26 protein-coding genes are annotated in these 24,629 nt (G+C 59.4%); 23 read left to right on the forward strand and 3 right to left on the reverse strand.

Annotated features, from left to right (window positions below; translation table 11 throughout):
- Positions 1-387: 387 nt before the first annotated feature.
- Positions 388-1,245: a host specificity protein gene (locus tag ACOIX3_RS08775; protein WP_420969404.1), complete on the forward strand. Its 858-nt coding sequence runs from the start codon at positions 388-390 to the stop codon at positions 1,243-1,245.
- A gap of 512 nt (positions 1,246-1,757) precedes the next feature.
- Positions 1,758-2,153, forward strand: a complete 396-nt coding sequence (locus ACOIX3_RS08780; RefSeq protein WP_375785063.1) for a Rieske (2Fe-2S) protein — start codon at positions 1,758-1,760, stop codon at positions 2,151-2,153.
- Between the two features lies 1 nt (position 2,154).
- On the opposite strand, the gene ACOIX3_RS08785 is transcribed toward ACOIX3_RS08780, so the two are convergent.
- A complete protein-coding gene (locus ACOIX3_RS08785) occupies positions 2,155-2,760 on the reverse strand; it encodes a hypothetical protein (RefSeq protein WP_375785062.1) in 606 nt (201 codons plus the stop codon).
- 276 nt (positions 2,761-3,036) lie between these two features.
- Between ACOIX3_RS08785 and ACOIX3_RS08790 the strand changes: the two genes are divergently transcribed.
- The 13 genes from ACOIX3_RS08790 (at position 3,037) to ACOIX3_RS08850 (ending at position 13,580) form a co-directional block, all read left to right on the forward strand.
- Positions 3,037-3,357 (forward strand): HesB/IscA family protein, encoded by a 321-nt coding sequence (locus ACOIX3_RS08790; protein WP_420969405.1) that lies wholly within the window; start codon positions 3,037-3,039, stop codon positions 3,355-3,357.
- A gap of 301 nt (positions 3,358-3,658) precedes the next feature.
- The gene (gene nifS / locus ACOIX3_RS08795; RefSeq protein ID WP_420969406.1) at positions 3,659-4,846 is read left to right on the forward strand and encodes a cysteine desulfurase NifS; all 1,188 of its coding nucleotides are present in this window, start codon (positions 3,659-3,661) and stop codon (positions 4,844-4,846) included.
- A 17-nt stretch (positions 4,847-4,863) separates the two neighbouring features.
- Positions 4,864-5,088, forward strand: coding sequence for a putative nitrogen fixation protein NifT (gene nifT, locus ACOIX3_RS08800; protein WP_342709678.1), 225 nt, complete (start codon positions 4,864-4,866; stop codon positions 5,086-5,088).
- On the forward strand, positions 5,085-5,957 hold the full coding sequence (locus tag ACOIX3_RS08805; RefSeq protein WP_420969407.1) for an SIR2 family NAD-dependent protein deacylase: 873 nt from the start codon (positions 5,085-5,087) through the stop codon (positions 5,955-5,957). Before nifT ends, ACOIX3_RS08805 begins: the two co-directional genes overlap by 4 nt.
- A 330-nt stretch (positions 5,958-6,287) precedes the next feature.
- Complete coding sequence (gene nifB / locus ACOIX3_RS08810; RefSeq protein WP_420969408.1) at positions 6,288-7,847, forward strand: nitrogenase cofactor biosynthesis protein NifB; 1,560 nt, start codon at positions 6,288-6,290, stop codon at positions 7,845-7,847.
- A gap of 10 nt (positions 7,848-7,857) precedes the next feature.
- The gene (locus ACOIX3_RS08815; RefSeq protein WP_420969409.1) at positions 7,858-8,082 is read left to right on the forward strand and encodes a 4Fe-4S binding protein; all 225 of its coding nucleotides are present in this window, start codon (positions 7,858-7,860) and stop codon (positions 8,080-8,082) included.
- Between the two features lie 155 nt (positions 8,083-8,237).
- Positions 8,238-8,558 carry a nitrogen fixation protein NifZ gene (locus tag ACOIX3_RS08820; RefSeq protein WP_420969410.1) on the forward strand — a complete coding sequence of 107 codons (321 nt, stop codon included), beginning with the start codon at positions 8,238-8,240 and terminating at the stop codon, positions 8,556-8,558.
- On the forward strand, positions 8,555-8,794 hold the full coding sequence (locus ACOIX3_RS08825; RefSeq protein ID WP_420969411.1) for a nitrogen fixation protein NifZ: 240 nt from the start codon (positions 8,555-8,557) through the stop codon (positions 8,792-8,794). The genes ACOIX3_RS08820 and ACOIX3_RS08825 overlap by 4 nt, the downstream gene beginning before the upstream one ends.
- Before the next feature lie 15 nt (positions 8,795-8,809).
- A complete protein-coding gene (locus tag ACOIX3_RS08830) occupies positions 8,810-9,169 on the forward strand; it encodes a DUF3024 domain-containing protein (RefSeq protein WP_420969413.1) in 360 nt (119 codons plus the stop codon).
- A gap of 34 nt (positions 9,170-9,203) precedes the next feature.
- Positions 9,204-9,473, forward strand: a complete 270-nt coding sequence (locus ACOIX3_RS08835; protein ID WP_420969414.1) for a hypothetical protein — start codon at positions 9,204-9,206, stop codon at positions 9,471-9,473.
- Positions 9,474-9,478: 5 nt separating this feature from the next.
- Positions 9,479-10,672, forward strand: a complete 1,194-nt coding sequence (locus ACOIX3_RS08840; RefSeq protein WP_420971689.1) for a DegT/DnrJ/EryC1/StrS family aminotransferase — start codon at positions 9,479-9,481, stop codon at positions 10,670-10,672.
- A 583-nt stretch (positions 10,673-11,255) separates the two neighbouring features.
- Positions 11,256-11,729: a Rieske (2Fe-2S) protein gene (locus ACOIX3_RS08845; RefSeq protein ID WP_420969415.1), complete on the forward strand. Its 474-nt coding sequence runs from the start codon at positions 11,256-11,258 to the stop codon at positions 11,727-11,729.
- Between the two features lie 1,503 nt (positions 11,730-13,232).
- The gene (locus tag ACOIX3_RS08850; RefSeq protein ID WP_420969416.1) at positions 13,233-13,580 is read left to right on the forward strand and encodes a (2Fe-2S) ferredoxin domain-containing protein; all 348 of its coding nucleotides are present in this window, start codon (positions 13,233-13,235) and stop codon (positions 13,578-13,580) included.
- A gap of 546 nt (positions 13,581-14,126) precedes the next feature.
- On the opposite strand, the gene ACOIX3_RS08855 is transcribed toward ACOIX3_RS08850, so the two are convergent.
- Together ACOIX3_RS08855 and ACOIX3_RS08860 are read right to left on the reverse strand one after the other, a co-directional pair.
- On the reverse strand, positions 14,127-14,876 hold the full coding sequence (locus ACOIX3_RS08855) for an OmpW/AlkL family protein (protein ID WP_420969417.1): 750 nt from the start codon (positions 14,874-14,876) through the stop codon (positions 14,127-14,129).
- A 458-nt stretch (positions 14,877-15,334) separates the two neighbouring features.
- Complete coding sequence (locus ACOIX3_RS08860; protein ID WP_420969418.1) at positions 15,335-15,748, reverse strand: ArsC/Spx/MgsR family protein; 414 nt, start codon at positions 15,746-15,748, stop codon at positions 15,335-15,337.
- An 860-nt stretch (positions 15,749-16,608) separates the two neighbouring features.
- Here ACOIX3_RS08860 and nifH point away from each other — a divergent pair.
- The 8 genes from nifH (at position 16,609) to ACOIX3_RS08900 (ending at position 24,479) form a co-directional block, all read left to right on the forward strand.
- Positions 16,609-17,493, forward strand: a complete 885-nt coding sequence (gene nifH / locus ACOIX3_RS08865; RefSeq protein WP_342724054.1) for a nitrogenase iron protein — start codon at positions 16,609-16,611, stop codon at positions 17,491-17,493.
- Between the two features lie 146 nt (positions 17,494-17,639).
- Positions 17,640-18,356: a nitrogen fixation protein NifQ gene (locus ACOIX3_RS08870; RefSeq protein ID WP_420969419.1), complete on the forward strand. Its 717-nt coding sequence runs from the start codon at positions 17,640-17,642 to the stop codon at positions 18,354-18,356.
- Positions 18,357-18,723: 367 nt separating this feature from the next.
- Entirely contained in the window at positions 18,724-19,908 is a 1,185-nt protein-coding gene (gene nifV / locus ACOIX3_RS08875; RefSeq protein ID WP_420969420.1) for a homocitrate synthase, read from the forward strand.
- A gap of 474 nt (positions 19,909-20,382) precedes the next feature.
- Positions 20,383-20,724 carry a nitrogenase stabilizing/protective protein NifW gene (gene nifW / locus ACOIX3_RS08880; protein ID WP_420971690.1) on the forward strand — a complete coding sequence of 114 codons (342 nt, stop codon included), beginning with the start codon at positions 20,383-20,385 and terminating at the stop codon, positions 20,722-20,724.
- 306 nt (positions 20,725-21,030) lie between these two features.
- Entirely contained in the window at positions 21,031-21,162 is a 132-nt protein-coding gene (locus ACOIX3_RS08885) for a hypothetical protein (protein ID WP_420969421.1), read from the forward strand.
- A 552-nt stretch (positions 21,163-21,714) separates the two neighbouring features.
- Positions 21,715-22,824 (forward strand): electron transfer flavoprotein subunit alpha/FixB family protein, encoded by a 1,110-nt coding sequence (locus ACOIX3_RS08890; RefSeq protein WP_420969422.1) that lies wholly within the window; start codon positions 21,715-21,717, stop codon positions 22,822-22,824.
- Between the two features lie 11 nt (positions 22,825-22,835).
- Positions 22,836-24,143, forward strand: coding sequence for an FAD-dependent oxidoreductase (locus ACOIX3_RS08895; RefSeq protein ID WP_420969423.1), 1,308 nt, complete (start codon positions 22,836-22,838; stop codon positions 24,141-24,143).
- Positions 24,144-24,182: 39 nt separating this feature from the next.
- On the forward strand, positions 24,183-24,479 hold the full coding sequence (locus tag ACOIX3_RS08900) for a ferredoxin family protein (protein WP_342709698.1): 297 nt from the start codon (positions 24,183-24,185) through the stop codon (positions 24,477-24,479).
- Positions 24,480-24,629: the final 150 nt, after the last annotated feature.

Raw genomic sequence — 24,629 nt, forward strand, 5'->3', positions numbered from 1 at the left:
CGGAGGACCGAGATCGTCGTGCACGCGCCGCCGGTGTTCGATATACGGGTGCGTAAAGTAATGTGTCTGTTCGAACCTGCGGCGTGTCTCAATAGCGGGAGCGGTCTGATGAGAGGGCGGTGGTACAGAGCCTGAGCCGTCAAGCGGCCGGTTCCCTGATGGATCGACCGTCGGCAATATCACGCACTATCCGCCTACAGATTGCAGCTCAATGAACAGCGCGTGGATGTGAGGCGCGCGGATAGCCTGGTCGTCGTGTGGGAGTGCGGACAGATGCTTCGCGCCTGTGCGTCAGGTTATGGTCAGCTAGGCTGCATATCCTCGTCGGCAGAGCTTGCGCGGCACGAGCTCGACAGCGTGAAAATCTGCCGCTAGGAGAGCGATCTGATGTATGGCAGAATCGTTGGCTCATCCAGCCAGTCAACAGGTGCCGGCCAAGCCGATGAATCGGGAGAGACCGGAGATAGTCCTCGCATTTCGGAAACAGTTGCAAGCATCGCGTCAAGCGGGTCGTCGCCCGCGCCATATTCTCTCGCGTCCGATCCGCCCATTATAGAGATCGACCGATCTTCCTTCATGGAAGGACTGGAGAGATTTTTGGGCAGCGACATCAGGCACATCGCCAGTCACCCAGAAGAGTACTCGGACCGCGTGTCCGAGAAAGCTCGGCGCGCAGCAACAGTTGCTGGAAGCTACCTCCACACTTACGATGATCCAAGCAAGCCAGCAAAATTCTACAGCTATCAATTGGGTAACGAAACTGTCGGGCTTTTAAAGGCAGGTGGGCCGGCTCGAATCACGGGGGACAAGGGGGAACAGTTTCAGCGACAATTTGGACGCAACGATATCACGTCCGTGGTTGACCTTCGGGTTACTCATCCGTTGGTCGAGAACGCGGGCGATATTCTGTTGGAGCATCAACTGCGACAGGACGGCGACCGTCCCTTGGTCTTGTCACGTCCTGCCTTGGAGGGCATGGAACCCCGTCTGAACGAAATGGGTTTTGTCCACATCGGTCGTAATTATTGGGCGCTTGATCCTAACCAGCATCCCGAAGTGTGGACGAAGAACGAGAGCAACGAGTGGCAGCGAGTGGACAAACCTACGAAGTATCTTACTAAGGTCGAGGATAGTGACACCGGTTCTGAAGCAAGTGTCGAAAGTGCTGAAGCGAGTGAGGCCTCTTCAGGTGGTGATCCGTACGCCTTCTTGGCGGAAGAACTCGAACGATTGAACATGGAGTAGAACAGCGCAATAAAGAGACCTGGCAGGAAATAACGGCTGTTTCGTAAATGGACGCGGCGCCGCGAAGGTCCTGGCGTTAAACGAGGGGGCGTACGTTAGCAGCGTGCGACCCCATTCGCCTGCCCATCCTATTCAGAAAGTAATGATCTTCTGGCGCTTGCGGGGCCGTTCAGCTGGAATCGGTGCACGAAGATCGAGTACGAATGCCCGCCCCAATGCAACGGCGCGTCATGATATGAGCAGGTTGGGGGCGGCATGCGCTCAAGGAAGTTTTGTATCAAACTATATGCCAAGGTGGACGATCGCGACACAATTCGCAGCGTCATTTGGTCTATTTGGCGCGAGTGGAAAGGCTGTGGCGATCTGTGAGCAACCACTGCGTTTAGTTCAGTAAGGTGTCGGAAAAGTTGGCGCGCGAAAGCTGCAGCTACGCAAGTTCTGGAACTTCTACGGTTCTTGCATGTTTGATTGTCCCGCGAAATGAAGAACGTCCTGCAATAAACGAGCAATGGATGCAGTCAGACGCAATCTATGCGATTTGTGGCTTTAACGACATTCCAAGCCGCCGGGCCATGGGATTCCATCTTATAGTCGTCGATGCCGAGGGCAACCACCGGCCGTGGTCCATCGTTGTAGTGCGATGGGGTAAGAAGGTGTTTGGCTATGTCAATAAATGCCCGCACAACAGCGTCAATCTGGACTGGGAGCGGAACGAATTCCTGGATCCATACGGCGTCCGGCTGATGTGCGGCAAGCATGGATCGACCTTCGAACTCGGCACGGGGCAGTGCGTCGAAGGTCCATGTAGGGGTAGAGCGCTCACGCCGATCGCGTTGACAGTTCAGGATGGAGATATTTGTGTTGTCGGCGTGCGTCTTGTCGAAGACGATGTGTCCCCAAACGAATGAATCAGACCGGCCGATTTTCGTTGCGATTTTTCACGGGTTCCATCTTCTTCAGCCCGTCTTCGTACGAGATCTCGTCATAGGACAGCTCAAGATCGGACAGCTCGATATCGTTTGCCGCATCGAGCACGTAATCAAGCTTGCCGCCCGTATCGAGCTTCTTGATGTCGTCCTTGCTGACTCCGACCAGGTCCATCATCTCCTTCCAAACCGTAGATTCATCACACGGTAAGACGTGGAAGGTAACACCGCCGAGCTTGATTCGGTATTTCGCCAGCAAATCTATGTTGTTGCAGAATATGAAATAGCGGCCGTTCGGGCTTAAGGCGCCGTCAAGGACGGCTGCGACGTCAGCCAGATACGCGAAGGAATGCAGATAGCCGGCCAGCACGGGAATAGTGGGTTCTCCATCCTGCGCGATCGTCAAAACCTGCTCGATCGAATAGTCCGGCGGTCGTTTCTCATCTGCGACCTGGGTCTGGAATTTCAGTGCGACATCGCCGCGAAAGCCGAACCGGCCCGGCTTGGTGGTCCCGCCTTTGATCACGGCATTGAGCAGGCGGCCCTCCTTCTCAAGTCTGCCGAGTGCGGTGTTCTCGATTGCAGTCATTAAACTCGTCCTCGATCTAAGCTCCTCACCGACGCCTGGCCGGTGCGAGATGCAATGCAAATTGCTTGCCGTCGCATGCGCGGCGGCTTTCGGCGCAGTTGAGAGAAGAACAAGCGAAAGTTGCCTGCGATCGCCTCAAGCGGCCTTGTCAGAAGCCCGACACGAGTTCCAAAGCCAACAGGCGCGATCCGAAAAGGTAAGCATCATCAAGCGCCTGCTCGCTGGCACATGACTTGCCCATTGGCAGGCAGACCTGTAGCAGATGAGGGATAAGCCATGATTGACCTGACGGATCGCGCAGTGAATGCGATCAGGAGCGCAATTTCATCGTCCACGCACCCCGCAAGCGGCGTGCGCATTATAGTCGAGGCAGGCGGCTGCAACGGGTTCAAATATAGGCTCGGTCTGGCCGAGGTGGCGAAGCCTAACGACACAGTGATCGAGTGCGGCGGCGTGAAGGTGTTTGTCGATGACAAGAGCCATGAACATCTGGTCGGCACAACCATCGATTTTGTGATGGCGCTGGAGAGCCCAGGTTTCACCTTTCACAATCCGAACGCCACCTCAAGCTGCTCGTGCGGCAAATCATTCAGCTGATAAAGAGGAGAAATCAAAGCATGCTGGCCGAACCAGAACCAACTGAGGCAGTTGCCGGTCACGGCGACCGGCTGAGAGCTCCACATTCGCACCGTGATCGAGGGGATCCGCCCCAATCTGCAACGCGACGGCGGCGGCTGTCCGCTGATCGGGGGCGATGGCTGCATGGTCAGCTTGATCGGCGCCTGCGCGTTCTGTCAGCGTTTGAGAGGGCGCTGGAAGGCATTCAAGCGCGGCTGCTCGACAGGCTCGGCGAATTCGTCCGCGCGATCCCGGTTGCTGCGGCAGGTAAGGCGCGGGATTGAGCGGGGTTCGAGTGCCGATTTACCTCGACAACAATGCGACGACGCGGACCGATCCATCCGTCGTGCAAGCCATGTTGCCGTTCTTCACCGAGCAATTCGGCAACGCCTCCTCCGCCCATGCGTTTGGCGGCGAAGCCGCAGCCGCGCTGAAGCAGGCGCGGCGTAGCTTGCGGGGGCTGCTGGGGATTGCCTACGATCATGAAATCGCTTTCACCTCCGGTGGGACCGAGGCTATTAATGCCGCCATCCTCTCTGCGCTTGCGACCCAGGATGGTCGCGACGAGATCGTTACCACCTCGGTTGAGCATTCGGCTGTCCTTGCGCTGGTCGAACAACTGGCGACAAGAGGCGTCAAGACGCATATCGTACCGGTAGATTCCCGCGGCCGGCTTGACATCGAGGCGTTTCGCTGCGCGCTCGGGCCACGCACGGCGATTGCCTCCATTATGTGGGCCAACAACGAGACCGGCACGATTTTTCCTGTGGAGTTTCTCGCCGGCTTGACCCGTGAGGCGGGCGCGCTGTTTCACACCGATGCGGTCCAGGCCATGGGCAAGGTGCGCGTCGACCTAAAGGACAGTGCGATCGATATGCTGTCGCTGTCCGCGCACAAACTGCATGGACCCAAGGGAATCGGCGCGCTCTATCTGCGCAAAGGGACCAAGTTCCGGCCGCTGATCTGGGGCGGAGCACAGGAACGACGGCGCCGCGGCGGAACTGAGAATATTCCCGGCATCGTCGGTCTTGGAAAGGCTGCGGAGCTTGCGGTGGAGCGGCTCGAGCCGGAGCGTGTTCGTATTGGTGCGTTGCGCGACCGCCTGGAGCAGGGGATCTTGCACAATGGCGGGTGTGTTGCGCTTGGTGACGTCAGCAACCGGCTGGCGAACACGGCCAATATTGCCTTCGACCATCTCGATGGCGAAGCAATCGTCCATCATCTTGATCGTGCGGGCATTGCCGTGTCGCTCGGATCAGCCTGCAGCTCCGGCTCAATGGAGCCATCGCATGTTCTGCGCGCCATGCAGGTGCCGCCGTGGAGCTTGCGCGGCGCCGTGCGCTTTTCTCTGTCGCGTGAAACCTCCGTCGCGGAGGTCGATGAGGTCGTGTACGCACTGTCCGACATCATGGCTCGCCTGCGCGCCACCCCGCGGGAGTCTGCCGGTCTGCCCGGCTATGCGTCATAGTCGAGGGAGTTGAGCTTGTGAAAATCATGATCCGCCGCTCTCCGGATGCGGGCCTGTCGATCTACGTGCCGAAGAAGGATCTCGAAGAGCCGATCGTGGAATCCGAGTACGAGACGCTCTGGGGCGGCTGGATCAAAATAGCTAATGGTTGGGTGCTCGATTTGCCCGAGATGGCGAGCGACACACCATTGCCGATCACAATCAACGCCAAAAAACGGGGCGAGAACGGGGACGATCCGTGAAGGCGCCCCCGCAGATCGATTTTGTCAATGCGACCGATGCAGAGGCCATTCTCGCGGACGTCGCTGCCGGGCTGAGGGCCAACAGCGTTGTTCCCTATCTCGGGCCTGGTCTCGCCGAACTCTCCAGACCCGACGTGCCGACGACACCCGAGGCGTTAGCCGGCTTCTTCGCCAGCAAGATTGCGCTGCCGCGGCGGGCCAAAGGCAATGCGTGGGCGTCGGCGCAGCATATCGAGATCAGCAAACATCGTTCCACCGTGACGGCATTGATGGCGCATGCCTTCGCTCCGACGGTCGAGCCGACGCGGTTGCACCATCATCTTGCGTCTCTGTCGCTGCCCGTCATAGTCGACGCATGGTACGATGGCGCGATGCGCGCGGCGCTGGACAAGCGCGATGGATGGGGCGAAGTGCAGGGCATCACCCGCGTCGGCATCGGCGAAAGCCGTTGGTATCGCTTTTATGACTCGGTTGGCCAAGAGGTCGACAGTGTCGTGGCCGGCAGCTGGGCGACGGTGCTGTATAAGCCGCATGGCGGCGTACAGCCGGCCAAGAACTTCCTGATCTCTGACTCGGACTATGTCGAGGTGCTGACCGAAATCGATATCCAGACACCGATACCTGACATCATCAAGGAAAGGCGGAGCGGACAGAGATTTCTGTTCATCGGTTGTCGTTTCAACGATCAATTGTTGCGTAGCTATGCGCGGCAGATCATCAAGCGTTCGGCCGACACGCACTATGCGATCGTTGATCCGGACGCGCTCTCACGCAACGAGCTCCGTTTTCTGCTCGAGCAAGGCCTGACGCCGCTTGCGATTGGGCTCCCTCGCGCGGTGGAGATATTGCTCACCAATTCGGCGTTGTGAAGCCGGATCGCCCAGCTATATCGGCCTATTGTGAGAGGCCGCAACCCGCAAAAGGCCATGCGGATGGAGCTGGGTTCCCGCGAGCTTAGCGCGAGAATGAATGCGCCGGACATGGAGCCCGGTGTCAGAAACGCGACGTGCCTATCGCATTGCCGACATGCGCATCAGTGCTGTTCTTGCATGCGTCAGCGTCGTTTATTTGCGCTAACTCTTTGACGTATGGCTGCAACGCCATCGTCTCCGCCATGGCATGTGAGTTGCTACACCTCATCTTGAGGCTCGCTCAGGGGGGCCTTGGAGAGGCGATGCTGCCTGCAGGGAGAAATGAAAATGAATGCGGTCGTCGGGCGCAGAACATATGCCAACGGTGCGGTAGCTGGCGGCAAGATGATGCAGCCTGCCTCCGAGCATAAGGGCTGCCGCACGTCAGCCAACAGCGGCCAGGCGAGCTGCGGCTCACGGCCAGGCCAAGGCGATCTGCCGACCGGGATCTGGGAAAAGGTGAAGAACCATCCATGCTACAGCGAAGAGGCGCATCATCATTACGCCCGCATGCATGTTGCGGTAGCGCCAGCCTGCAACATCCAGTGCAATTACTGCAACCGCAAATACGACTGTGCCAATGAATCGCGTCCGGGCGTGGTGAGCGAGAAGCTCACCCCTGAGCAGGCGGTGAGAAAAGTGCTCGCGGTCGCGAGCACCATTCCGCAGATGACGGTGCTTGGCATCGCCGGTCCGGGCGATCCCTTGGCCAATCCAGAAAAGACTTTCAAGACGTTCGACCTGGTCGCCAAGGCGGCTCCCGACATCAAGCTATGTCTGTCGACCAACGGACTGGCGCTGCCGGACCATATTGACACCATCGTCAAGTCCAGAATCGAGCACGTCACCATCACCATCAACATGATCGATCCCGAAATCGGCGCAAAGATTTATCCGTGGATCTTCTTCAACCACAAGCGCTACACCGGCATCGACGCGGCGAGGATACTCGCCGATCGTCAGCTGCGAGGTCTCGAGCTGCTTAGCGAGCGGGGTATCCTGTGCAAGGTCAACTCGGTAATGATCCCACAGATCAACGATCATCACCTGGTCGAGGTCAACAAGGCGGTGAAGTCGCGCGGCGCCTTCCTTCACAATATCATGCCGCTGATCTCCGCGCTCGAGTACGGCACGGTATTTGGCCTCAACGGTCAGCGGGGCCCGACGGCTCAGCAATTGAAGGCGCTGCAAGATGCTTGTGAAGGGGGGGTAGCCATGATGCGGCATTGCCGTCAGTGCCGCGCCGATGCTGTGGGTCTGCTCGGAGAGGATCGTAGCGCGGAGTTCACCACCGGCCAGGTTATGAAAATGGACGTCAAATATGACCTCGAGATGCGCAAAGCTTATCAAGACAGGGTGGAGGATGAGCGTGCCGCCAAAGTCGCGGCCAACCGAGACGGGCTTGCGAAATTCACCGGCGAGATGAGTGAGATCACGCTTCTGGTCGCAGTCGCAACCAAAGGCTCCGGGCTGATCAACGAGCACTTTGGGCATGCAAAGGAATTTCAGGTGTATGAGCTTTCCACATCCGGCGCCAAATTCGTCGGCCACCGTCGCGTGGATGTCTATTGCCAAGGCGGTCATGGCGAGGAGGATAGGCTTTCGACCATCATCCGTGGCATCTCTGACTGCTATGCGGTGTTCGTAGCCAAGATCGGCGGTTGCCCGAAAAGCAATCTGATCAAGGCTGGAATCGAGCCGGTCGATCAATATGCGCATGAGTACATCGAGAAGTCGGCGATCGCTTGGTTCAGGTCTTATCTTGACAGAGTGAAAAGCGGTGAGATCCAGCACGCCAAGCGCGGCGACGCCGCGATTCGGCAGGGGGCCCTGATCTCGGCGGCGTAAGGGGGGTTATGTGCCATTCAAGATCATTGCCTCGCAATGTACGAGCTGCTCAGCCTGCGAACCCCTATGCCCGAATGTTGCAATCTCGGAGAAGGCAGGGAGCTTCGTCATTGAACCGGCGAAATGCACCGAATGCATCGGCTATTTCGAGGAACCGCAATGTGTCGCGGCCTGTCCGGTCGACGGTACCTGCGTCATTGACACGTCTTGGCCGCGTTACCAGGCGCACGCCTAAAGAATGAGACCCATGATCGGCATGTCAAGAGCTGTTGCTGAAAACGTCGCAAGCTTCGTGCTGCGCGTTGGCGGCGCCGCAGGCGCCATCGTTCGGCGGGATTTCGCCTGCGCTGGTCCGAGCTGCGTCCCTGCATGTCCGCGGGGGAGCGGAGCGTGAGCAGCATTGTTCGCGACAGCGACGTCGTCGAGCTCGGCGGGCCGCCTGTCTTCAACTTTGGCGAAAAAGTGCGAGCCAATCGCACCATCCGCAATGATGGCACCTATCGCGGCAAGGAGATTGGCGACATTTTGGTCAAGAAGGGAGAGGTAGGTTACGTCATCTCGATCGGTACGTTCCTGCAGCAATTCTACATCTACGGGGTCGAGTTTTTGGAAAGCGGCTACCGCGTTGGCATGAAGCGCAAGGAGCTCGCGCCGGTGAACGCATGCGAGGACACTGATGATCTGCCATTGCCGGAAGAGACCGTGTCGTGACTGAGCCCGGCTTTCCGAAATATCGACGGGGCCAACGCGTCAAAACCGCGCTCGACATCATCAATGACCGCTCTTTTCCCAATACGGAGCCCGAGGGGATCTTGCTCGGCGCTGGAGCGACCGGCGAGATCATCAGGGTCGCTATCCATACCGAAGCGAACGTGCCGATCTATACTGTCGATTTTGGTGCGCGGCTGCTCATCGGCTGTCTCGAAGAAGAAATCACAGGGCTTTGAAGGGAGGCTTTCGCGATGAATGCCGCGCTGATGAGAAAGGTAAAGACCGGGCCGGTGCCTCACCCAAACGAGCTCGATCGCAAGCGGATCGAGCGCGGCTTGAGCTTGCGCAAGCGCTATCTCTATGTCTCGCCGAACGTGACGCCGGTGAGGGGTGGCTATCTCGTCGAGAGTCCCTGTTGCTCGCGCAATATCGATAAGGATGGCGGTCTAGTCGATGTCGCGTTGATTCTTTATGATGCCGTGAGCGGAATCTGGAAGCTGTTTTGCAAGAACCACGCGCAAGGAATCTGGGAATTTTACAGCCTCTACCACCGCCTGACTTCAGCAATCGACGAATTGAACGCGGATCCGGAGCGTCTGTTCTGGCGATGACGAACCGCCATTGACGAGCCATAAAGGAGCCACGATGGCGCTCACTGCCGAGGAATTGATCGAAATCGAACGGCTGCTTGCGGACGCGGGCGCCGAGACGAGCTGCTTTGTCGAGCTGTCGCGCCGCTTCCCGCAGCTTGCCTGGGCGCGCTGTGATGCCTCGGATGTCGCGGATCAGCCGTTCCGGCAGTTTCCTCGTTTCGACCTGCATTTGCTCGATGGGTCGGATCACTGCGTGCAGATCACGGCCGATCCTGCGCGGGCGACCGGCATCGTATTGGCGAAAAGGAATGTTGCGCGGTGAGCGGCATTGAACTCGCAAAGCGTCCGCTTGATGGCGCGGACAGTGAGGAGGCAAATACATCCTTCATTCCGCTGTCCGATCCCGATATCACCTTCGCCGAGCTCTCTGCTGTGGAAACACTGCTGTGTTCGCCGCAAATTTCCAATGGGCGGATCACTGAAGCGTTCGAGCACGCTTTCGCGGCTTATCTTGGCCGCAAATATGCGGTCGCGGTCTCGAGCGGTACCATCGGGCTCCTGCTTGCGCTGAAGGTGCTCGGCGTCGGACCGGGGCAGGAGGTCATTGCCTCGCCCTATTCCTTTCGCGAGACAGTCCATGCTATCGGTCTCGCGGGCGCACGGGCGGTATTTGCCGACATCGACTATTGGTCGGGGACATTGGTCCCAGCGAAGGCCGAAGAGCGCATCACGGTCAACACCCGGGCGATTGTCGCCGGCAATGCCAACGGTCATCCTGCGCCATGGTCGGAGCTGCGCGCGATCGCGCAGCGCCATCAGCTGCCGCTTTTGGAGGATTCCACCGAGGCGATCGGATCGAGCTACAAGGGCGAGCTCGTCGGCCGGTTTGGCGACCTGGCCGTGTTCGACTTTGCCCAGCCCCTGGCCCTAAGCTGTGGCGAAGGCGCAATGGTGGTGACCGACGATATCGACATCGCGGTTGGCTTGCGTCGCCATCGCGCCCACCGCCTGGACGAGCGTTCGTCCGTTGTCGTCGGTGCCACAGCACCTTACCAGTGCGGCATGAGCGATCTCACGGCTGCCTTGGGGCTGGCTCAGCTCAAGCGCCTCGATGAAATCCTGGAGCGTCGTCGATTGGTCGAGCAGCTTTACAACGCGCACATGCAATCATTTGAAGGCATCAAACCGCCTTACGTTGGCCCCGATGTGACCGAGGTGAACTGGTTGCTCTATCTCGTCCATCTGGGAACGCGCTTCACGCGATCCGGCCGCGATGCCATCGTCGATGATCTGCGCGCCGCTCAAGTCGAAGCCGCCGCCTACAGCCATCCGCTGCATTTGCAACGCCACTATTTCGATCTCGGCTATCGACGTGGCGATTTCCTGGTTGCGGAAAAGATCGCTGATCGCGCACTGGCGCTGCCGTTTCACACCCATCTCACGAACAATAAGATCGAGTTTGTCGTCGAGACCGTGAAAGATGCGTCGGTCAACGTGGGCGCGGGTGCGGCGATCTACTGAGATGTTCGTCATCCTCCGCATGAATGAACGATGATTGAATAGCGATGATCGCGGTGTTGTTCTTGCGCAAATCCAGCAAAGCGACCGTGGGCAGGCCGTTTGTGCCGGCGTTGCTTGGCGCGCAGATCGCCGTCCCACACAAATGCGGGCCCGGGGCGGATGCTGCTGGAGTCATATTTTCGTCTGGGAAGGGCGCGGGAATGCTCCAGATGCGAGCGCGAAGAAAGCCTGTTCGAAGTAGCGAAGATGCCCTCTCCAACCCGCCGCTCGAGGCCCACGCGCCAGGTGCTCGAAACCAAGGACGTCACAATCGAGATCCTCGGTTTTGGCTTTGGCCTTTAGGATTGACCAAATAAGGGGTTGCCATGAACTCACAACAAGTCATCATTCACGTCCGCTTCGCTCCGAACGGGAGGGTGGTCCAAATCAGCGAGCGCCCGGCGAAGCTCACGCCGAACCAATGGTTTGACGTTCTCAACGCCCGTGCCAGTTCGACCTATCGGACGCTCGCTCGTGGCCGTGGCGCTTTTCGGCTGACCCGGACCGCGATCGAAGCCTTCAAGCAGGAAACTGCGAGGCCGGGATGAGCGAAGGGATGATAGGCAACCTGAAGAGCGATCAGATCGAGGTGTTCGCCGTCTGTCCGGCCGATGCCATCGAGCGGAGTGGCGCCAGGGGCTTTAGCCTGTCGCGGATCGAAGATAGCGGCGCGAGCCGGCCGTTTCCGATCATTGTGGTGCGCACTTTCGGCAACGAGTATTTCGGGTATGTCAATCGTTGTCCGCATGACAGCGCCTGGCTTAACATCGGCTCCGGTGAATTCTTCTCCCCAGACCGCTCCTTTCTCAGATGCGGGCGGCACGGTGCGAGATTCGAGATCGACACTGGAGTGTGCATCGATGGGCCCTGCAATGGACAAGCGCTTGAGCCGGTCGCGCTCGCCGTGATCGAAGGTGACGTCTGCCTGTGCGGCGTCAAGCTGCTGGAGGACGATCGGTTTTCCAACCCGTTCGAGGACAGTGACGAAACCCTGGATATTGCGATCCATCCCGATTAATAGGCGTATCGCTTGGCTGTTGCTCAAGGTGCTTAGGCGCTTTGTTGCCGGATAAAGCCGTCATACTCGTGAGCGTTGACGCAGACGGTGTTGCCGCTTCTGTACGTGTGAGAGCAAACGCGCTGCCAGCCAGATTCCGGTCATGCACCGGCGATCTCCGCGGCACCAAGGAGGTGCTCGGGACTCTAGATTCCTGTTTTGACGCGTTCCTTTACGCGAACCGGTATCCACTTCTCTCGAAATTGTTATAGCCCACCAACTGGACCCGGCAGGCCAAGATGCGCGTCTTGCTGCCGGCGGATACAATATGCTCGAGAAGGAAATGCCCTCGGCGGCTAGAAGTCCGCCGGGGGCACCGTCTGGGCTGGGAGAATGGGAGGACCCAGACTGACAGGACCGTTTGGGCAGAGAAATGACGATCCTGTGTCAGAAGTTCTTGGGCGTCCGCCAAAGCTGGCGTTAGTGCCTGCGCTGCAATTGCAATGCCAAACCTCCGTTCATGCGACGTCCTTGGTGAGTTCCGCTACCATGGTCAGCCGACGGCGCCGGTTAAGGTCGAATGCATTGACGAGCACGTGCGCGTGGCCGAGCTCATTGTCCCGCAAGATGCGGCAAGCGCATATCGAGTTGTAGCGCGCGAAGCGGAGGGCGCAGTCGGGCCTTGTATTGCAGGTTTGCCGTTGCTGCCAATCGAGAGAGTTTGTGGGCGGGCCTGCCCTGTAGCCGCAAACGTGGCTCGGTGATCACCTGCGCCTCGTCGGAACGCTCGCGATTGGGCGTTATCTTTGACGCAAACAATAGATGGGCAGCGCCACGAGCGCAGGGTTTAGCCGTTCGGCGAGGAAGATACGGTGCGCGCGCGACCGGACGATGCGGCTAGCCCATCACGTTTTGGGCGAGCAGAGCGCTCGAGTCGCCGGGCCGATCGCCGAACGCGAAAGCTCCGCGAGACGGGACGAGGGGCACGAAGATCGCTGCCTATTCCGCGAAATGATCGTGCAGGAGCTGGACAGCCCGACCGAGAATCTCCGCCCGTTCTGCGAGCGAACTGCGGAAGCCTGAAGCGGGCGACTCAAACGGGATTCAACGTTTGTCGCGTCCGAAACAGAAAGGAACGACCTTGTCGCAACCTCGGCAAGAATTGTCAGTCGCGCCGGGGCAGGGCAAGGGAGCGCTGCCGTAACGAGCGTTACGCATCTGGTGCGGAACTTGCTTGGAGAAGTTGCATGGTTGACTAAGCGATGCGGGAGCAAAAAGATTGCGATGACGGGAGAAGACGTTGAAACCGATCAAGGAGGCTGTCCCTAACGTGGAAGTATCTATCGCCGATTTTCCGATGACATTCACCATGGCGCCCGCTCGTCTCCCCTGCCTTCGCAAGCACGAGTGGGACTCCCTAGACCAATCGGTCGATGCGGCGTTTAACTGAAGAATGGATTGTGGGGCGATGCGCTCGGACCTTGTCTCTTTTCAGATGAAACCCATCGATTACAGGATAGGCGCATGAACGCAGAAACCGAATTCGAGCTTCCTCAACTGTATAGGCATCATGTCTTTGCCTGCAACACGCAGCGTCCGCCGGCTCATCCGCACGGCAGCTGCGGCGCCTCTGGCGCGCAACCCCTGTGGGATCGGATGGGTAAGGCGATCGAATCGCAAGGCCTCAACGATGTCGGTTTCACGGTGGCGGGCTGCCTCGGCTTTTGTAATTCCGGCCCCCTGATGGTCATCTATCCCGACGGAGTCTGGTATCGCGCGACCACGCCTGAGGACGTTGACGAAATCGTAAACTCTCATCTCAAGCAAGGCAAACGTGTCGACCGCCTCGTGATGGTGCTAAAGCGCAGCTAGAGGCGTCGCTTAGCGCCGCTTGGCTCGGGCTATCAAGTGTGTACGGCTTACCCGTCCAGCGGTTGGCATCTCAGAGCTGCTCAATCATTTGAAGATGAACGGGTGCCCTTCGCCGCCGGGACGCGCGCAACAGCAGGCATTGACCTTGTCGTTATGGCCTCGGATTTCATCGGGATGTTCGGCGAGAAGCGAGCTCGATCAGAGTGCTGCGCTTGATCGAGGTCGACGAGGCCTGAGCGTCAAGTCCCTTGTGACGCGGTCTGCTCCGTAGAACGGCGCGCCGGCTTGAATTCCTGGCTTTGATAAGCAAGTGGGGCCCCGCAACGGGCAACGACTCAAGAGCGTGATCTCATCGATCACTATTTGCTCGATGGCTGGCGTTCCGTCACTTCATGCCATCAATCGGTAGCTCACAACGCGAGCAATGCTGCGGGTGGCTTCCAGTGTCCGGCGAGATGACGCATCCTTGACGCGCCATCTCGCTTGCTCCTGAGCAAACCGATCCTTTCCCTGGCTCCTGTTCTGGCGGCAGAACTTGTTCCAGCGTCAGAATTTGTAAGTGATGCCGCCGCTGACAAGCCATGGGTCGATATTGGCGCGCCCGGTGACGGCAATCGCATTGTTTACGGTCGCCGAATAATCCGGACGCAGCCACAACTTCTTCACGTCGAAGTTGAGGCCCCAGTGACGGTCAAGCATGTAATCGAAGCCGAATTGGACCGCGGCGCCAAACTGGTTTCTGATGTGCAAATCTGTCACTGCAAGGCCCGCGAGCGACGTATTGGCTGCGGTTTGGTTGAAAAACACGGTGTAGTTGATGCCCGCGCCGATATAGGGCTTGAGCGGCCCGAAATCGGTGAAGTGATATTGCAGGGTCAACGTTGGCGGCAACAGCCAAGCTTTGCCGATATCTAGCCCATTGAGCGTGCCGTTGCCGCTGATGTGATGACTGGTCACGCCGAGAATGAGTTCTGCGGCAATATTCTTTGTGAAGAAATAGGTGATGTCGAGCTCCGGTATCGCTTGATCGCTGATCGACAGCCCAGAACTTGGCGAGGACAGCGGCGGCGCCCCGGCGACGTTGACCGAGCTGCCTGCGGTATCCGGCAAAACGCCAAGCACGCGCAGGCGGATCATCCACGGATTGAAGGGTTCGATCGGGGGGGATTTGTAATAGACCGGCGCGCTGGCCAGATCCGCGGCCTGTACCGAGATGCCAGCGGCACTGAACGAGGTCGCGAGCGCGAGCAACGATGCCGTCCTCAGAATTGTTCTTGGTCTCATCGAGTTCTCCATTCCCAGGTTCGCGCGAAACGTCGCGCGAGACCTCTGTCACACATGGGGGATGGCGAAGGATTTGACGCCGGTCAAAATGGAGCCGCCGTAGCGCAATTATGCAGCAAAGTTGCAAATGGATCACGCCAGCGAAAGTCGATCTGTTCGGATCGCTATTCAATTCAATCTTCGGTCTGAGCTGTTTACGAAACTGTTTTCAGCTTTGTGTTTTGGATGCAATCCAGGCCGGCAGGAGGCATGAGGGATCGGGGCGGTCGAACTGCAGCGGCATCTCACACACCGCAAGCCCTTGAGAGGCTGAATTCACTCCGAGTGCAAGATGAGAGCACTTTGTTACGGGGAGCCACTCACGCCGGCTTTCACAGCGAAGGACCTGTCGGCTGCCCCTGAGGGAGCCGGAAGCGAAAACGTCGTTGTTCGCATCATCGGCTTGCATTGTCGTACGATCGATCGTTTCCTCACGTCCGTGGACAGCGCGTGCCCGTTCCTTCGTACGAGCATCGCTCGAGATCATCTTGCGTCTTCCGGCCAAGCAGCGACAGCACGGGCTCATGATCGAATCCAGCGCATCTTGCACCCCCGACGTTGATCAGCGGTCGTCGGATCAGGAGCGGATCGCGCAGCATCAACGCGAGTGCACTCGGCGCGTCGATTGCGTCGGGATTGACTTCGCCTGACTTGATACGGGGCGCGGCTCGGTTGAACCAGGATGCGATCGGCATATTGCCGAAGAAGCGTCGCAATTCCTCGGCACCCCATCGTTCCTTCAAGATATCTTTCGCTATCACGTCGTGGCCAGCGACCTTCAGCGCCTGCATCTGACGCGCATTGGTAACGCAGCCGGGCTTTTGATAAAAGATGATTGTCGCCATAATCTACCTTATGCGGGTATGCTGAACTGAGCGATCGGTGCGTTGCCGCAGCGGCCGAACGCGTATTCGACTTGCTCGCGAGCCATCTCCAAAGTCAGCGGCTTGACCAGCGTACCGCGTGCGCCGGCCTCATGCGGTCGACGCACATGGCCTCCTTGGTTGTTCGCAAACGACCAAGATCCGAGCATCTTGAAACCGAGCCGCTAACTCATCAATGAGCGTCGGGCCCTTATCTCTCAAAAAGGGAACACAGAGCAGGACTACATCTGGCTTCAACCCATAGACGCCTCGGAAAAGCGCCCTGCGGCGTTTTCAACTCGTGCGTCCCGATCTGATCATGCTGCATCAATTGCAGAGGCGCGCGGCTGATCTCGTCATCGTCGACCACGCACCCGTCGACGGTCCACTACCGTCGAGGTTTCGATTCCGACCTGCATCTTCACTCTCCTCAAATCGCCGACAGCTGGCTTCGCAAGAAAAGTAGCAAGTTCCGTTCCACAGATGAGGGTAGGCACCGGACCAGGCCAGGCCAGGCCAAACTGACTTCTTCCGGTTGATGGTTCTCGCCCTTGTTCGCTTTCTGACACCGCGCAGATGCTGTTAGCTCCAATACAGCTGGGATGACCCGCCGGCGCGTTGGTTTTCAAAACGTAATCAGAAGCTTAGTGGACGCGCGCAAGCGTTGGCATAGCGGTTGCTAGTAGGCGGCAGCAACACTGAGTGAGGGCTGAGTGCACGCCGACGTTTAAGACGAGCGATGCGCTCCTTCCCTTGAACCCGTGTGCCCCGTTTCTGAGAGAGAAACGAGCTCGCGCACGAGAAGTGCGCAACTTTTGGCAAATCGGTTGACGGAGAGAATGATGTCTTCACTGAGACAAATCGCGTTCTACGGAAAGGGCGGCATCGGCAAGTCCACGACTTCGCAGAACACGCTAGCGGCGCTGGCCGAATTGGGCCAGAAAATCCTGATTGTGGGGTGCGATCCCAAGGCGGACTCGACCCGCCTGATCCTGCACGCCAAAGCGCAGGACACCATTTTGAGCCTCGCAGCGAGTGCCGGCAGCGTGGAGGACCTCGAACTCGAGGACGTGATGAAGGTCGGTTACAAGGACATCCGCTGCGTTGAGTCCGGTGGTCCTGAGCCGGGTGTCGGCTGCGCCGGCCGCGGCGTCATCACCTCGATCAATTTCCTGGAGGAGAACGGCGCCTATGAGAACATCGACTATGTCTCCTACGACGTGCTTGGCGACGTCGTTTGCGGTGGCTTTGCGATGCCAATCCGCGAGAACAAGGCGCAGGAGATCTATATCGTGATGTCCGGGGAAATGATGGCGATGTATGCCGCAAACAACATCTCCAAGGGCATCCTGAAATACGCCAACTCCGGCGGCGTGCGACTGGGCGGCCTAATCTGCAACGAGCGGCAGACCGATAAGGAGCTGGAACTGGCGGAGGCCCTGGCCAAGAAGCTGGGCACTCAGCTGATCTACTTCGTGCCGCGCGACAATGTGGTGCAGCATGCCGAGTTGCGCCGCATGACGGTGCTGGAGTATGCGCCTGAGTCGCAGCAGGCCGATCACTATCGCAATCTCGCGACCAAGGTTCACAACAATGGCGGCAAAGGGATCATTCCGACTCCGATCTCCATGGACGAGCTCGAGGACATGCTGATGGAGCATGGCATTATGAAGCCCGTCGACGAATCGATCGTCGGCAAGACCGCTGCCGAACTCGCGGCCTCGTAAAGGTCGCGAGTCGCGGCCTTGTGAAGGCGCGCGACGGATGCCGGTCTCCCCTACCCCCATCCGGGGAGGCCGGCACTCTGACGATCGACCCGTGGCCAAGACCAGGATGGTGCGGGTAAACCTGACCGCCGTGGAAGCCACAAATCATGCCCGAAGCGCACTTCCTTTCGTTGATGGCTGCCTGTGCCGTTGATGCGAACAGCCAGATGCATAGGGGAATTGCAGCCTACCGCCTGCTCACCGGTGTGCCTCCTGCAGATGCCGACATTGCCACTGACAGCAATTTTGATTGCCATGTCCTGGCGTCTATTCTGGCGGCTGCCACGTTGGACGGTGGTCCGCTTCCCGAGAAGGCCGGCCTGTCCGGCCACGAACTGGCGGCCTTGCTGAAGCAGTACTTTCCGTCGGTTGAGATCAAGCTCGCGGAGCAACTCCTGGCCTTCAAGTGCGATGAGAACGAGGAGATCGCAATGGTGCGCGATCTCTTGCTCAAGCAACGCTCGACGAAAGGCGATATCGGCCGCTGGCTGGCAGCGATGATCGCGCGCCGCGCCATTGAGCCAGACCACCTGTGGGAAGGTCTCGGATTGCGCAATCGTGCCGAACTGTCTCGGCTGCTAAGCCGCCATTTCGCGCCGCTCGCCGTGCGCAATATCAACAATATGCGCTGGAAGCGCTTCTTCTACCGCATGCTGTGCGAGGATGAAGGCCTCGTGATGTGCACAACGCCGGTGTGCACGCTATGTAACGACTTCAACCTCTGCTTTGGCGAAGAAAGCGGCGAGAGCCGGATGGCCGAGCGCAGGCGTGACTTTCTGTTGCAGGCAGCTCGTCCAGCCGTCGACGGCGACTGGCCCATCTGAACTGTCACAAGGATTCTCGATCACCGCGCCGTCTGAGAACGCTTGGCCGGGGGTTGGCGTGCGTCGCAGGAGGTCGAGGCGCGGCCGACGTCGTCTCGATGCGAGCGAGCGACCATGTGACCGAGGCAGTACCGGGCCCAAATGCTCCGCGACAATTCGTTCATCCTGCGCGCTGCAATCCGAGCCAACTCCCAGTTCGCCGTGGCAAGCGGCGTGGTGAGGCGTCCGCTTGATGCGCCTGTCGCGATTGCGACAATCCGGTGGAGGAGGAAAGCGGTGATACTTCAATCGGTTGTCAGGGATGACGGGCTGGCATGCGGGTTGCTCAAGCGTATGCTGGTCAAAAACAATGAGGAGCCCTTTCGTGATGGCCGCCACCACCGCCGCCAAACCCTCTTGGTCCGAGCAGGCGCGCGCCGAGCCGACCGTGCTCAACGACACGACGCTGCGCGACGGCGAGCAGGCGCCTGGCGTTGCGTTCACCACAGGGGAAAAGCTCGCGATCGCGCAGGCGCTGGCGCGAGCCGGGGTCACGGAGATCGAGGCAGGAACGCCCGCAATGGGCAACGAGGAGATCGCCGCCATCCGCGCCATTGTCGAAGCGGATCTTCCGCTTACCGCCATCGGCTGGTGCCGGATGCGGGAGGCGGACATCGACGCAGCGATCGAAGCGAAGGTGTCCATGGTCAATATGTCGATCCCGGCGTCCGATGTGCAGATCGCGGCCAAGCTTGGCGGTCATCGCGACCTGGCGCTGGAGCAGGTGAAGCGGGCGGTAGGTTACGCCCGTAAGCGGGGACTTGAGGTCGCTGTCGGCGGCGAGGACTCCTCCCGCGCCGACATCGATTTTCTCATCAGACTGATGGCAGCGGCAAGAGCGGCGGGCGCGCGTCGCTTTCGTATTGCCGATACGCTCAGTGTGCTCGACCCCGACACAACCTACGCGCTGGTCAGGAATTTGCGCGCGACCACCGATCTCGAACTCGAATTTCACGGCCACGACGATCTCGGCCTCGCAACCGCCAATACGCTTTCCGCCATCAAGGCCGGCGCGAGCCACGCCTCAGTGACCGTCATCGGGCTGGGCGAGCGGGCCGGAAATGCTCCGCTCGAGGAAGTCGCGGTCGCGCTCAAGCAGCTCTACGGACGCGAGACCGGCATCATACTGCCGGAGCTCGAGAATGTCGCCGCGGTGGTGGCGTCCGCGGCTGCGCGTTCGATTCCTCTGAACAAGGCCATTGTCGGAGAACATGTATTTACGCACGAGTCCGACATTCATGTCGATGGCCTTTTGAAGGATCAACCCTATCAGTCGCTTGATCCCGTTTTGTTTGGGCGCAGCAACCGTTTTGTGATCGGAAAGCATTCCGGGCTCTCGGCGATCACCGCGTTGCTCAATGAATTGCAGCTCGTCGCCAGCGCCGATCAGGCCAGGCAGATCCTCTCGCAAGTCCGCAAACATGCCATCGAGCACAAGCTGCCGGTCGAGCGCGAAACGGTGGCGACAATCTGGCGCGACGTGTGCGGATGCTTGGCGACCGCCCCCGCGTGAAGAGCCGTGCCCAGCATCGTTTTCACCGAATGTTCGAAAACCAAAGCGCCGCAAGGACGGTGTCCGATGTCGCTGATGGACGGGAACGACCGCCTGCCTGCGCATGCCAGAGTCCGTAGCGCGATCTCAGCTCCAGACCTTGCTGGCCGTTCCGGCATAGATGCTGTGATCTGCTATCCAATGGCGAGCCGTCCTCGGACTGCCAAGCGGCGTCTTCCCGCGCGGCTGTTGTTCCGGTCCGGCTACGTCCTGACGAGCATCAACATTGATCGCCGTCCGACCATTGATCCATCTTCATTGGCGCTGGCGTCTCCGGCGAATCCGCCGATGTGGTCAGCAATGGCGAGGGGCGGCTTTCCAGAGCCCGGCTTCGGCGGCGCGCAGCAGCTGTGCGGGCTCGGGGCTGCGACAGGATCGTCAGGCGCTGCCGCATTTCGTCGAATGTCGACGCGCCAACCCAAGGGAGATTTTACGATGAGCAACTCATGCCCGCCAACCGGTATCCTGGATCGGCTCGGCAAGGCCGCGTCGGCGGAAGAGTTTTTCTCGCTGCTAGGCGTCGATTACGACCCCAAGATCGTCAATGTCGCGCGCCTTCATATCCTAAAGCGCATGGGACAACATTTCGCAAAGGAGCAGTTCGCTGGTGCGGCCGAGCCGGAAGTCAGAGCTCGGTGCAAGGCGATGCTGGAGCAGGCCTATGCCGATTTCGCGGCATCGTCACCGATCGATCAGCGAGTGTTCAAGGTTTTGAAGGATGCCGTCGCGGACCCTAAGAAGCCGGCGGCCTTTGTCCCATTGAGTGCGCTGAAGTGATCTCGTGCTCCGCTGCAGCGCGATTTCTCCCAAGTGGCGTGGTGACGGTCCCTTGTGCAGATTTCGTCTTCATCCAGATCAACTTTCTGCAGCGATGACTCGAGCGGCGCTGTCGTATTCCCGACCCATGTCTGGACCGGTCATGTCCGCGGTGTCAGCCGTCATCTTATGCGTCTCCCAAGTCATTGCTTTCGCCCGGGTTTCCTTGGTTCTTGCAACTGGTACGACACTTGCTGTTGTCGTGCCAATCCCGTCATCGATGCTGACAGATGGTAGCCGTCCGAGATGAGATTTGAAGGAAGACCTATGGCGTTGCTTCTGCCGGCTGTCGAGCGCTGCGGCATCATCTCGTGGCTCACGCTGGCGCCAGCGCCGTTCGAAATGGCCTTTGACGCGATTGAAGCCAGCATCGAGCGTGAGATGGTGGTCAATGGGTAAGTCGCTCGTCCACGATACACCTGGAGCGGGTATGCAGATAGTCGTCCGCTTCCAGCAGGTCCCCGAATCCGCGCAGGCCCGCATCCATCCCATGGTCGACATGCGTGAGGACGAGGCACGAAGGTCGGCTTATGCGAGTTGTCGGCGCTGGCGGCCGGGCACGGATTGCTTGGCAGGTGCAGTGGCAAGATCACTTCGGACGTCACAGTCAATGAGGAGCGCTGGGCCAAAAGCGAGGTGCAGGTATTGCGCGGCAAGCGGACTTGCCGACCCAAGGATCGAAGCGCCCAGTCAGATTTACCGCAGCGGCCCGGCCACCGCCGTGGCGCTCGTCGAATGGAGCGCGCAAGAGACGGGTGTCGAGAACCTCCCAAGATCAGGCCCGTCCGGTAGGTCTAGCGCGGCGAGGCGTCTCATTGCGCGGTCGGGCCGCACCGAGCAGACGGGGCGGGCAAGCAGCCGGCCACCCGCTGATCAAAAGTGATCTCGGCTGACCGATGTAGAAAGCAATCCTGTGGCGCACGCGCGTAATTTTTGAGGGGAAATTAAAGCATGAGCAATGTCACCAAAACCGCCGTGCCGGCGGCGGCCGGCCGCGCAGCAGCCAAAAAGGAGCTGCCGGAGCACTTTAAGGCCTACAGGCATGTCTGGGTCTTCGTCGAGCAGGAGCGCGGCCAGGTGCATCCGGTGTCCTGGGAGCTCATGGGTGCGGGGCGCAGGCTCGCCGACAGACTAAAGGTGAATCTCGCCGCGGTCGTTATCGGTCCGGAGGGGCAGCCCACGCGTAACGCCGCGCTTGAATCCTTCTGTTATGGCGCCGATCTGGCCTATCTCGTGAGCGACAATGTTTTGTCGGACTATCGCAACGAATCCTATACCAAAGCGCTCACCGAACTCGTCAACACCTACAAGCCGGAAATCCTCCTGTTGGGTGCGACGACACTCGGTCGAGATCTCGCAGGCTCCGTGGCGACGACCTTGTTGACGGGGCTCACTGCCGACTGCACCGCGCTTGACGTCGACGCCGATGGTTCGCTTGCGGCGACGCGTCCGACCTTTGGCGGCTCGCTGCTCTGCACGATCTATACCTTGAATTATCGTCCGCAGATGGCGACCGTCCGCCCGCGCGTCATGCCCATGCCGGAGCGCGTCGCACGCGATGCCGCTCGTATCATCATCCATCCGCTTGGCCTTGTTGAAGACGATATCGTCACGAAAGTGCTGTCGTTCATCCCCGACCGCGATTCAGAAACGTCCAATCTGGCCTATGCCGATGTCGTGGTTGCCGGCGGCTTGGGACTGGGATCGCCTGAGAATTTTCGGTTGGTGCGCGAGCTCGCAACTCTGCTTGGCGCGGAGTTCGGTTGCTCGCGTCCACTGGTGCAAAAAGGGTGGGTTACGTCTGACCGGCAGATCGGCCAGACCGGAAAGACCATCCGGCCAAAGCTCTATATTGCTGCCGGCATTTCCGGCGCGATCCAGCACCGGGTTGGCGTGGAGGGCGCGGATCTGATCGTCGCCATCAACACTGACAAGAACGCGCCGATCCTCGACTTTGCCCATGTCGCGATCGTCAGTGACGCCATGCAATTGCTGCCGGCACTGACGGCCGCATTTCGCGCCAGGCTTTTGCCGAATTCGCGCGCCCGGATCGCGGTCTAGAGGAGATGATGATGATTGAAGAGAGGTTCGATGCGATCGTGGTCGGAGCCGGCATGGCCGGAAACGCGGCGGCGTTGACCATGGCCAAGCGCGGCATGAAGGTGCTGCAGCTCGAGCGGGGCGAATATCCCGGATCGAAGAATGTGCAGGGCGCAATCCTCTATGCCGACATGATGGAAAAGCTGATCCCCGAGTTTCGCGAGGAGGCACCGCTCGAACGGCATCTGGTCGAACAGCGGTTCTGGATAATGGACGATCGATCCCATGTCGGCATGCACTACCGCTCGGATGACTTCAATGAGGAACGGCCGAACCGCTACACGATCATACGCGCGCAGTTTGACAAATGGTTCTCGTCGAAGGTGAGGGAGGCCGGCGCGACCGTGCTGTGCGAGACGACAGTCACCGAGCTCGCACGGGACGACCATGAGAGGGTTGTCGGAGTCCGTACAGATCGCCGCGACGGCGAAATACATGCCGACGTCGTCGTGCTGGCGGAGGGTGTCAATGGCCTGCTCGGGACCCGCGCGGGGCTGCGCGCGCGGCCGACACCCGATAACGTTGCGCTCGCGGTGAAGGAAATGCACTTTTTGCCGCGCGAGACTATCGAGGCGCGCTTCAATCTTAAGGGCGATGAAGGCGTCGTGATCGAGGCGGCCGGTACCATTTCCCGCGGCATGACCGGAATGGGTTTCATCTATGCCAACAAGGAGTGCATTTCGCTCGGCATCGGCTGTCTCGTCGCCGATTTCCAGCGCACCGGCCAGACGCCCTACGGCATGCTCGATCAGTTCAAGCAGCATCCGTCCGTGGCGCCGCTGATCGCAGGTTCCGAAGTCAAAGAGTATTCGGCGCATCTCATTCCTGAAGGCGGTTACAAGGCAATCCCGCAGCTCCACGGTGAGGGCTGGGTGGTGGTGGGGGACGCGGCGCAGCTCAACAACGCCATTCATCGCGAGGGCTCCAATCTTGCGATGACCTCAGGTCGCATCGCAGCCGAAGCGATCGTCCAGGTGAAATCGCGCCGCGAGCCGATGACCGCGACAAATCTGTCGCTCTACAAGAAGATGCTTGACGATTCCTTCGTCATCAAGGATCTCAAAAAGTACAAGGATTTGCCGACGCTGATGCACACGCATTCGCAAAACTTCTTTCTTACTTATCCGCAGCTCATCTCCAAGGCGATGCAGAACTTTGTTCGCGTCGATGGTACGCCGAAGGCTGAGAAGGAGAAGGCGACCCTGAAATCCTTTGTCAAGGCGCGGTCATGGACAGGTCTGTTCGGCGATGCGTGTCGGTTTGCCCGGGCCTGGCGCTGACCGGCAACAGTGTGAAATCGAGCTATGGAAGGTCAAAGCATGAATGTCGAACCCTCAATGCGCGTCGAAGACAAGCTGTACTACAACCGCTATCTTGTCGATGTCGGTCATCCCCACGTCAAGGTGCGCGCACACACGACGCCGTCACCGCAGCTACTTGCGCTTTTGAAAGTCTGCCCCGCGCGATGCTACGAACTCAACGACAATGGCCAGGTTGAGATAACGGTCGACGGCTGCATCGAGTGCGGCACCTGCCGCGTGATCGCCGAGCCAACCGGCGACATCCAATGGAGCCATCCGCGCGGCGGATATGGGGTGCTGTTCAAGTTTGGGTGAGTGGAGCGAAGAACTGTGGTGTGATCGCCGTAATAGGCGGGAGGATCTCACCGCCTTTGTGGCGCATTCCGCGCCTCCCGTGCACGGAGGGTGGAATTCGAGCGAGGCTCGCACCTTGAGGGTATGCTCCGCAAGACATAGCCTGGGGAT

The sequence above is a fragment of the Bradyrhizobium sp. B120 genome (assembly GCF_049075665.1).
Taxonomy (GTDB): Bacteria; Pseudomonadota; Alphaproteobacteria; order Rhizobiales; family Xanthobacteraceae; genus Bradyrhizobium.

Bases quoted from the DNA above. Each gene is read 5' to 3' on its own strand.
- ACOIX3_RS08860 (WP_420969418.1), bottom strand. From the start codon at position 15,748: ATGGCGACAATCATCTTTTATCAAAAGCCCGGCTGCGTTACCAATGCG.
- ACOIX3_RS08890 (WP_420969422.1), top strand. From the start codon at position 21,715: ATGAGCAATGTCACCAAAACCGCCGTGCCGGCGGCGGCCGGCCGCGCA.
- nifW (WP_420971690.1), top strand. From the start codon at position 20,383: ATGAGCAACTCATGCCCGCCAACCGGTATCCTGGATCGGCTCGGCAAG.
- nifH (WP_342724054.1), top strand. From the start codon at position 16,609: ATGTCTTCACTGAGACAAATCGCGTTCTACGGAAAGGGCGGCATCGGC.
- ACOIX3_RS08775 (WP_420969404.1), top strand. From the start codon at position 388: ATGTATGGCAGAATCGTTGGCTCATCCAGCCAGTCAACAGGTGCCGGC.
- ACOIX3_RS08845 (WP_420969415.1), top strand. From the start codon at position 11,256: ATGAGCGAAGGGATGATAGGCAACCTGAAGAGCGATCAGATCGAGGTG.
- nifV (WP_420969420.1), top strand. From the start codon at position 18,724: ATGGCCGCCACCACCGCCGCCAAACCCTCTTGGTCCGAGCAGGCGCGC.
- ACOIX3_RS08780 (WP_375785063.1), top strand. From the start codon at position 1,758: ATGCAGTCAGACGCAATCTATGCGATTTGTGGCTTTAACGACATTCCA.
- ACOIX3_RS08895 (WP_420969423.1), top strand. From the start codon at position 22,836: ATGATTGAAGAGAGGTTCGATGCGATCGTGGTCGGAGCCGGCATGGCC.
- ACOIX3_RS08790 (WP_420969405.1), top strand. From the start codon at position 3,037: ATGATTGACCTGACGGATCGCGCAGTGAATGCGATCAGGAGCGCAATT.
- ACOIX3_RS08830 (WP_420969413.1), top strand. From the start codon at position 8,810: ATGAATGCCGCGCTGATGAGAAAGGTAAAGACCGGGCCGGTGCCTCAC.
- ACOIX3_RS08885 (WP_420969421.1), top strand. From the start codon at position 21,031: ATGGCGTTGCTTCTGCCGGCTGTCGAGCGCTGCGGCATCATCTCGTGG.
- ACOIX3_RS08870 (WP_420969419.1), top strand. From the start codon at position 17,640: ATGCCCGAAGCGCACTTCCTTTCGTTGATGGCTGCCTGTGCCGTTGAT.
- ACOIX3_RS08855 (WP_420969417.1), bottom strand. From the start codon at position 14,876: ATGGAGAACTCGATGAGACCAAGAACAATTCTGAGGACGGCATCGTTG.
- ACOIX3_RS08850 (WP_420969416.1), top strand. From the start codon at position 13,233: ATGAACGCAGAAACCGAATTCGAGCTTCCTCAACTGTATAGGCATCAT.
- ACOIX3_RS08785 (WP_375785062.1), bottom strand. From the start codon at position 2,760: ATGACTGCAATCGAGAACACCGCACTCGGCAGACTTGAGAAGGAGGGC.
- ACOIX3_RS08900 (WP_342709698.1), top strand. From the start codon at position 24,183: ATGAATGTCGAACCCTCAATGCGCGTCGAAGACAAGCTGTACTACAAC.
- nifB (WP_420969408.1), top strand. From the start codon at position 6,288: ATGAATGCGGTCGTCGGGCGCAGAACATATGCCAACGGTGCGGTAGCT.
- ACOIX3_RS08835 (WP_420969414.1), top strand. From the start codon at position 9,204: ATGGCGCTCACTGCCGAGGAATTGATCGAAATCGAACGGCTGCTTGCG.